Origin of the sequence: Stenotrophomonas sp. NPDC077659, from assembly GCF_050268705.1 — a bacterium.
Lineage (GTDB): Bacteria > Pseudomonadota > Gammaproteobacteria > Xanthomonadales > Xanthomonadaceae > Stenotrophomonas.
The window spans coordinates 1-8,230 of record NZ_JBNNHG010000159.1 but is presented as its reverse complement, the minus strand read 5'-3'; the positions used below and the strand labels follow the sequence as shown (position 1 = coordinate 8,230).

Annotated in this window: 6 protein-coding genes; 3 read left to right on the top strand and 3 right to left on the bottom strand. The window is 59.8% G+C overall.

The genetic code is table 11. The annotated features are described in order from the left end of the window. The coding region (locus ACQKDV_RS16820; protein WP_427785243.1) for an IS4 family transposase at nucleotides 1-102 on the bottom strand (102 nt) is incomplete at its 3' end. Between the two features lie 517 nt (nucleotides 103-619). Beyond that, nucleotides 620-1,633 (bottom strand): RHS repeat-associated core domain-containing protein, encoded by a 1,014-nt coding sequence (locus ACQKDV_RS16815; protein WP_427785242.1) that lies wholly within the window; start codon nucleotides 1,631-1,633, stop codon nucleotides 620-622. Nucleotides 1,634-1,823: 190 nt separating this feature from the next. Between ACQKDV_RS16815 and ACQKDV_RS16810 the strand changes: the two genes are divergently transcribed. Beyond that, on the top strand, nucleotides 1,824-3,437 hold the full coding sequence (locus tag ACQKDV_RS16810) for a tyrosine-type recombinase/integrase (RefSeq protein ID WP_427785241.1): 1,614 nt from the start codon (nucleotides 1,824-1,826) through the stop codon (nucleotides 3,435-3,437). 302 nt (nucleotides 3,438-3,739) lie between these two features. On the opposite strand, the gene ACQKDV_RS16805 is transcribed toward ACQKDV_RS16810, so the two are convergent. After that, the gene (locus tag ACQKDV_RS16805; RefSeq protein ID WP_427785239.1) at nucleotides 3,740-5,173 is read right to left on the bottom strand and encodes a DNA sulfur modification protein DndB; all 1,434 of its coding nucleotides are present in this window, start codon (nucleotides 5,171-5,173) and stop codon (nucleotides 3,740-3,742) included. Between the two features lie 688 nt (nucleotides 5,174-5,861). Between ACQKDV_RS16805 and ACQKDV_RS16800 the strand changes: the two genes are divergently transcribed. After that, nucleotides 5,862-6,617, top strand: a complete 756-nt coding sequence (locus ACQKDV_RS16800; RefSeq protein WP_427785237.1) for a recombinase family protein — start codon at nucleotides 5,862-5,864, stop codon at nucleotides 6,615-6,617. 331 nt (nucleotides 6,618-6,948) lie between these two features. After that, nucleotides 6,949-8,163, top strand: coding sequence for a hypothetical protein (locus ACQKDV_RS16795; protein WP_427785236.1), 1,215 nt, complete (start codon nucleotides 6,949-6,951; stop codon nucleotides 8,161-8,163). The last annotated feature ends 67 nt before the right edge of the window (nucleotides 8,164-8,230 follow it).

Below are 8,230 nucleotides of genomic sequence, written 5' to 3'. Positions count from 1 at the left end.
GCCCAACCACAGTGACTTCCCGCCCTGTTCTCCATCGCTCTTGCGTCCCAGGAAGCCGCCGAGCTGCGCCACCAGCCGTATCGAATAGTCGGAGGCGGACAATGCGCGACTGAAAAGCTGCCGTCCGAACTATTGCGGGCAAACGACTCCATCCGGGACTCACTGCGGAACGCTGCCGGACCCGAATCACCGCCGGAGAACACGACATTGAGAACGACGGTTTAGTGCGGACTGCGACACTTTTTCGGAAGTTTCTCAACGATATGAGCGACACACACATCAAAGCGTGAATTACAGCGCTCGCTTATGATCTGTGACGAGGGCGAGCGGACCCTGAAATCGACCCAAAGAGAGCCATCAATATCACCATCCTTATGCTGAGGATCTGGTCGTGCGTCAACAATGGTGACCCGCCAAGCCCCACCAGATTTGAATGCGGATTCGGGCGCCAGATTGACTGTATCCATGAGTCTCACGAAGTACCGCTGCGCCAGACCGACGCTGGGCGACTCATTTGTGACCAGAGCCTCGCAGCGCTCGCTACGACAAGCAGCCAGAGTCACCGCCATTCCAATGACACTCACAGCAATCCAGGATCTCCTCGAGGTTGAATTGAGCATCATTTTTCCTTCATATTCTTCTCAAGGCGCACCGAATCGATCCTTCCGTCAACTCTGTAAACACCTTGAAAGGATCCCAATTGGAACCTCGAAGTCGAGTCATTTCCCCTGATCGCATCCTCGTCCATCGCGCGCAGACTGGTACCTCGCCGATCTGCCATGATGTGCTGCTGTGAGTACCCCGGAAGATAAGTACCCGTCCTGCCCTCTCGACTCCCGTTGCTCACGTACCCGTCTCGCGCTCCGGAAAAATGAATAATGTCATGCGCGGCAGCACCAATACCATTGTCGGCAGACATATCGATGTACCCCCTGCGTCCACCCCGGAAATTAACCCCCTCGCCCGCCAAGGGGAAGTCCTTGTAGTTTTTCCCCACGCCCAACTCCATGACGTTCGTCCCTGCGCCACCGGGCGAAGACAGCACTTGAAGCCTTATCTTCATCCCTGAGAACTCGGAGGATACGGAGTCCACTCTCGCCTTGATCTGCTGGATGTTCTCCCTGGTTGCCTCCGCCCCCTTGAAGTAGACAGGAATGACAACAACATTCACATCCGCAAAATAGATGGCGTCGGCACCATCAGGGTCTGCATATCCGTAAGGATTGCCATTCCCGTACCGGTAGCGGTTGAATTGAGTTACAGGCTGCGCATAGGCAGCTACCGGATCAACCGACAGAAACACCCCCAACTGCGGATCCATGTACCGCTGCTGCATGTAGCTCAGCCCGGTAGCCGAGTCACTTACATGCCCGGTATACCCTGGTCCGTCTGTGACTTCCCCACCCACCACGGCACCGTAGGGCTCGTAGTCATAGCGCTTGATCACGTTGCCGTTGGCATCGCTCTCAGCCACAACCGAGCCCAAGGCGTCCGTATGGATGTACGTGACCGTCGTCTGTGCCATTGCGGCTGGCGACACGCCAAGGCCAATGAGCAGCACGCAGCACAGCCAGGTGCCTAATGCCCCCAACTTGCGAATTCGATCTTCAAATCCTCTCAAGCGGGTCGACACACCGCCTGCAGTTCCCCCGAACCTGCGCATCCTTCCAATCCCTGAAAGAGCCTTGAAGCAAGGCTGGGTACTCATAGCACAGGAATGGCCGGCTGCGGCTGCCAGGTCAGAAACGGGGCGCGGCGCTAAGCGCCTGGGAAGCCAGCGGGGCGAGTGGGTCGCAAGGTTCGGATGATACGGGCTGCCAGCCATGGGCTGGCACTACGGGTTGCCGGCCAGCGGCCGGCACTACCAAAACAAAAAGCCCCGACCTGGGCCGGGGCTTTTCTACAACTGGTGCCGGAAACAGGAGCCGTTAAGACAAGTTCGGCAAAGCGTTGAGGCTACTGCCACAAGGCTTTCAGCTGTACCCTTTGTGCCCGCACCTTGTACCCGCACCACAATGCCCCTCCCCTCCGGCATCAAGCGCCGTGGCAACAGCTACTCCGCTCGCTATGTGCTTCCTCGCTCTGTGCAACGCATCGTAGGCAGGCATGACCTCGTGCAGGCGCTGGGCACCAACTCCCTATCTGACGCCGTGGAACTGGCTGCACCAATAATCGCGGGATGGAAGGCGTGGGCAGTCGCCATCGGCAAGGGAAATGCTGAGCATGGTCCTGAGGTCTACATAAGGCGCGCTGAGGTGGCCCAACGTTTGATCCGAGACGGCATCGACCAGTGGTCGCCAGAACTGATCGTTGAGCGGGCGCGAGAGAGCTACGCAATGCGTCAATCGGGCGAGGTCAGCGCCAACGACGTGTATGCCCAGGTATCGAACGACGTGGACCAATATGTCAGCCAGCAGGAACAAGCAGGCCACCCCATCGACACAGACGGCCTACAGCGCGCGCACAGGGCTGCGCTAGGCCAGCTTGGGACAACTGTAGCGGACAGCCTAGAGAGCTTTCTAAAGGAGCGCTCGGGAGATCTCACGGCGCAGTCTCTCGCCGAGGTGGACAAGCGATGCAAGGCGTTCGTGCAGTGGGTCGGACGCAGCACCGAGATTGCTACCGTGACCCGTATCGTTGCCGGGCAGTTCGTTGCCAAGGTAATCCAGCCCCGCGACGTGTCGAGGGTGACGAAGACAAAGGAAGTATCCGCCTGCCGCATATGGTTCCAGTGGGCCATGCTTCGCGGCCAGATTGACGCGAATCCTTTCGACAGGATGCAGGCGACGCTGAAGAAGTCGAAGCGCGGGCAGGAGGCTGCACGTAGGGTTTGGACTGAGGGGGAACTGCTGGTGGTCCTGAGGGGACTACGGGATGACCGAAGGGAACCCCTGCTGTATCCCCTGACTCTGCTAGCGCTGTATACCGGGATGCGGTTGAACGAGGTCTGCGCCCTGCGCGTGGCCGATTACGATCCAGTAGCCCAGGTGCTGCACGTCCGCGAAGGGAAGTCACAGGCGGCGGTGCGGGTGGTTCCGATTCACCCTGCCATCAGCGACACCGTTGCAGCACTGGCACAGGCAACACCTGACGGCTACCTCCTGCCCGGCCTCGTTCCGGGTGGTCCTGACCGCAAGCGCGGCCACGGGATTGGCAAGACGTGGGGCCGACGCATTCGCTCGCTGGGCATTACAGACCGCCGATTGGTGTTCCACGCGCTGCGCGCCACTTTCATTACGGCCGCCATCAATGGCGGGGCAAGTAAGGAAGTTGTCCAGCAAGTGGCAGGCCACGAGCGGGAGGGCGTGACCATGAATAGCTATGCGCGAGTGCTAAGCCTGGACCTGTGCCGGGCGGCAGTCGCTGGGGTGACTTTCGAAGCGGCGGATCGGTATGTCAAGGGAGTTGATAGAGAGGGCATCGACCACCACGCTTGAACAGCTTATGCACTCGCTTGCAGTCCGCTTTCAAGTGTCTCGACTGGCGAGGAAATCCTCGCGCAGCCGACGAAGCACGCTTCTTTATCGCAGCATACTGCCGATCGCAACGACACTGCCGAGCACTATGCTGGACGCCCAATTGCACGAACCCACGCCCGATTGAGAGCGCTTTCCTGGGCCAGCCATATGCCTGGCTAGTTCACGGGAGGTTGCCTATTGCACCGACCGAGTGCTAGAGAATGTTGATATTGCTGAAAGCACCCACCCTCCCCCACCAGCGGGAGAGGGCACGCCTGACCTCAGGAATGGCGATTCGGCAGACCAAGCTTCCAGCGAATCATATCGCCAATAATCGGGTAAATATCATTGTGCTTTGCGCCAAACCTCATCACTCCACCCTGATATGACCCGATATCACGGTTGCCTCCCTCAGCCTGCGGAAGGTAGGCCTCAAGCCCCGACAGGCCGAGTTTGACCCTCTCACTTTCATTGAGTTCGTAGAAGCGCCACATCGGGTTCTCGTGTGAGAAATCCATGTCGGTAAGAGAACTGAGCAGACCTTCGAGAAGCTGATCCCCATTAGCGGGGCGGCGTGCACTGAAGCCAAAATCGTAAACCAGCTTTGCAATCGCTTTCAGGACAACGGGTTGAGCAGCCACGGTATTCTCCTTGGCGCGATGCTCCCCGAAACCTGAGATCGCCTTCACCGCCTCCCAGAATGACTTTGCAGTCTCCGCCTTCTCTTTTACATTCTGAGGCGCAGCTCCAGCAATATTCGTCTTATTAAGGAACAGAATTGCATTCACGGCAACCGCATCCTTAAGGGTGATAGCACCTTCATCATCCTTCCAGTCCTTCACCTCTTTCTCTACGATATTGAGTGACAATTCGTCATGCAATACGTCCTTGATAAACAAGTTGATGGGATTCGAATTATCGAACTTGAGAGCCAAGTTCTTGTCCACCTTCTTTCCCAGATTATTAAGGTCATGGAAGAGCTGTCGCTCTTGCTCAGGGGTGAGCCCCATGTGCACTTCAGCGGAAACCGTACAGAAGCTGCGCGCGCTCTCAGAGACCTCCTGCCAGGCGCTCAAATCGTCGACATCAACGTCTCCAACCCCGTAGAGCGACCCCTTCTTTGGATAGCTGCGGTTGCGCAAAACTGATTCAAGGTAATCAAAGACCATCTTCATGGCCCAGCGACGGTGCTGACCGTCAATAACCCAAAGAACGTGCTGCTGAGAGAGGAAAATGTTGAAACCCACGGTCGAACCGTCAGCCTTGGACAAGATTCGCTCTGCGCGGAGACTGCGCCCACCTTCTTGCATAGTGCGGATGTTAGCAACCAGCGGTTGCAGTGACATATAGGGCTGCCTGCCCATGTGCTCCAGAAGGTTTTTCAGAGCGGGAGACTCCGGCTTTCCCGCGCTCGAACGACGAACGATAGCGCCCTGAACCAGGCCTTTCAGAATGTACGACGCCAACTTTTGAGCATGGACTGCATCAAGCTTTCGCTGTGCCACCCCGTCTTCACCATCGCGACTAACTTCATTCGCGACCTCCGAAATCTGGAAGAACTCGTGCATCGGAATCTGCAGAAGAAATGCCCTATGCCCTAGGTTGTGACCCACGAACACTTTGAAAGCCTTCTCCGTTGTATCACCCGCATCAAGCAAATCGTCCAAGTTGCCAGTCATAGGGGTGGGCAGGTTGTCCATATTGATGTCGTTCATAACTATCCTGGCATGTGACCGCAAGTGGCCTGGGAAGAATTAAAGCGCATAGAGCGCGATCTGTCAATTCCCCAGGTGATTTTTTTGGCACGCCTGGAGAGTTGACTCAACCATCCTGGGAGGTTGATTGGCTGGACTCACGGCTCCCCAGCCGTAACCTCGGCGGCGAACGCTTCAACCAGAAGCCCAGGTGACCCTAGCTCCACGAGCTTGGGATCGCGAACGCTGCCTGCCCAATGATCCTCAGACCAATCGACCCGCCCTCCGTGGACCATTGAAGCGAACGGAAACCGGAATCGTTTGCTTTTCATCCCTCCTGCCATGAAGCTGCGGCGTGACGTAGGGAGTCCAGCGAGTCAAACGGATTTTTGTGTAAATTTTCGAAGCGGCATTGATAGAACATCGAGGTCGAAATCCCCCCCTTACCCCGCCCTCGATTGCACCGTAGGAATAGGACGATCCTGCTGCATCCCACGCCAGGCAACGCACGGTCAGACGCCCCTTACAGCCTGTGGTATGCGCAATTCATTGCATGTGCTCACGACAGGACCACTTGTTTAGTCTTCGCGCGAACATTACATTTCGTCACACGAACGACGGACCATCCGTCACAACGTCCTGCCGAACTAATGAAGATCACCGCAGCACTCCACCGGGCGCTATCCAATACACACGCAGGGCCAGGACGATGACCACGCATCAGGAGTTCGTCGGGTACACCCGCGTTTCCACCGACGGCCAGCGAGTGTCGGGCCTTGGCGTCGCTGCGCAGCTGGAGGCCCTAAGCCGCCATGTAGCAGGCGTCAGGGGCGTCCTACTGGCAACCTTCAGTGAGACCGTAAGCGGTGCGCGCGGTGCGACTGAGCGTGCCCAGCTACTCGCCGCATTGGGCGAGTGCCGCCGCACCGGTGCCACGCTGCTGGTGGCCCGCTTCGACCGCCTGAGCCGTAACGTGGATGCCCTGCGCGCGATCATGACTGCCGACGTGGAGGTGGTCGCGGCTGACTTCCCGCAAGCCAACAAGATGGTGGTTACGATCCTTGCTGCTGTCGCCGAGTACGAACGGGAACAGATCAAGGCCCGCACATCTGCCGCGTTGCAGGCGAAGGTGGCCCGTGACGGTCACTGGCTGGCACCTGAGGCTGCCGCGGCTCGCCTGAAGGGCGTCGACGCTGTTGGCCGCGAACGGGCCGCAGAGAGCGTACAGGGCCGTGTAGAGGCGCACACGGCAACCATCGAAGCCACGGCCCGAATCATGATCGCTGAAGGCCACGACACACCCACCAAGCTTTCGGCTGCACTCACCGCCTCACGAACGTTGACGCCTGCCGACTGGCAGAAGCGCCGCAAGTTGGGTTCCCTACCCAGCAGCGAGCGTAAGCCGTGGACACCTACAGCTGCCATGCGGTTGCTCAGGAAGCTCCGGGAGCGGGAACAGGGGTGACCTGAGGTCGATCCGGGGACACGGATGCGGCCACGGCAGGCCGCTACCGCTTCGCGGCGCGCCCCGGCGGTCGGCTGGGTATAGCTGGAACCGGTGGCACTTTTTTCGCCAACTGCACCTTCTTTCACCGCTCGCCCCACCGCCACCGAGAGCGCATTGCCTGCAAGTTCTCCGACGTTTCAATTGTAGTTGCCTATAGGAAGGCAGTCGCCATTTTCGCCGACGTTCCTTCCGACGCCTGAGCGTGTCCCCCCACGATCCCACCCCTTTAGGTAGAGACCACGCCGTAAGTGGGACCCGCATCATTCACCGACCCCGTAACACCGACCACATGGCATACACGATCCCCCCCGAAACCCTCGCTCGCCTGAAGGCACCCCGTGCCGACCGTCTGGAACACTTCCAGCAAGCCGCAGCCACTTGCCGCGCTTGCACCGCCGCTGCTACCGCCGCCGTCCTGGCCCTGCCCAAGGGTCACACCGATGACGACATTGCGCGCGCCCTCGCGGATGCCCTGAAGCCCTACCCCGCCGAGTACCATCAACGGGCCGTCAACGACGCCCGTGCCGCCCATCAACGGCGGTTCCACCCTGCACGGTCCGCCCCCGACTACCCCGGCCCCGGCCCTCGCAACCTGCCGCCCATGACACCTGCGGTCATCCCCGAATTCCCTCCACTGGGCCTCGATCATCCGAAAGTCCATGTAGAGTGGGAATCGGCGCATCTGACCGCCCACCGCGCCCTCTACAACCTTCAGCCCGCCATCATCGACGCATGGGCCGAACATGCACTGCAGGTCGCTCGTTACGAGGCTTTCCAGAGTGGCCGCAAGGGCGGCACAGGTGACTTTAGGAAGAGTGTACCGCGCAACCTGTTGGAGACCACCCGAGCAGAACAAAAGGACCGCCACGGGGCGACCCTTGCCCGCGCCCAAGCGATGATCGAATGGATTGCCTCAGGCGATGCCGAGGTGGTCGAGGGACCGGCCTACAGCGGCAGTCACCACACCCAGCGCATGGGACCGGACGATGCCCGCATCGACTGGTCGAGGACTGAACTGCACGATGATGGCCTGCGAGTTCGCTCCCGACGCCAGCGGGAGGAACAGGAAGCCAGAGCCGCCGCCCGAGCCGCCCGCATCCCCGAGGAAAAAGAGGCGGAATACGAGGAAATGGTCGCCAGCGCAATGGCTCAGCCACTGCCGAGGGAGCCTAAGGTGGACCTCACGAACCTCTTTGAACTGCCCGACAATCCTGACGACCTGCGGGGGCGTGCCCTGCGCGAAATGGTGGCCTACATCGGCGTGGCGGTGAAGAAGGGCGAGAAGGAAGCCGCAGAGGCACGCACGAAGGAACGCGCCGCCCAGCGCCGAGCCGCCGAGGCGGCAGACCCGGAAGCCGCGAAGGCTGCACGGGAGGCAACCGCCAGGACAAAGGCACAGGAGCGTGAAGCACGCCGCAATGCGCGCATGACCCCCGAGCAGCGACGGGAGCGGGAGCGGCTGAAGAAGCAGCGCCAGCGCGCAGCGAAGGCCGCGAAGGGCTGACCTGTCCCCCACGATCCCACCCCTTGAGGTAGAGACCACACCCCACGTGACAGCCGAGGGTGCAGGG

What these genes read in the sequence shown, in the direction of transcription:
- ACQKDV_RS16800 (WP_427785237.1), top strand. Translation starts at nt 5,862, where the DNA reads ATGACCACGCATCAGGAGTTCGTCGGGTACACCCGCGTTTCCACCGAC.
- ACQKDV_RS16795 (WP_427785236.1), top strand. Translation starts at nt 6,949, where the DNA reads ATGGCATACACGATCCCCCCCGAAACCCTCGCTCGCCTGAAGGCACCC.
- ACQKDV_RS16810 (WP_427785241.1), top strand. Translation starts at nt 1,824, where the DNA reads ATGGGCTGGCACTACGGGTTGCCGGCCAGCGGCCGGCACTACCAAAAC.
- ACQKDV_RS16805 (WP_427785239.1), bottom strand. Translation starts at nt 5,173, where the DNA reads ATGAACGACATCAATATGGACAACCTGCCCACCCCTATGACTGGCAAC.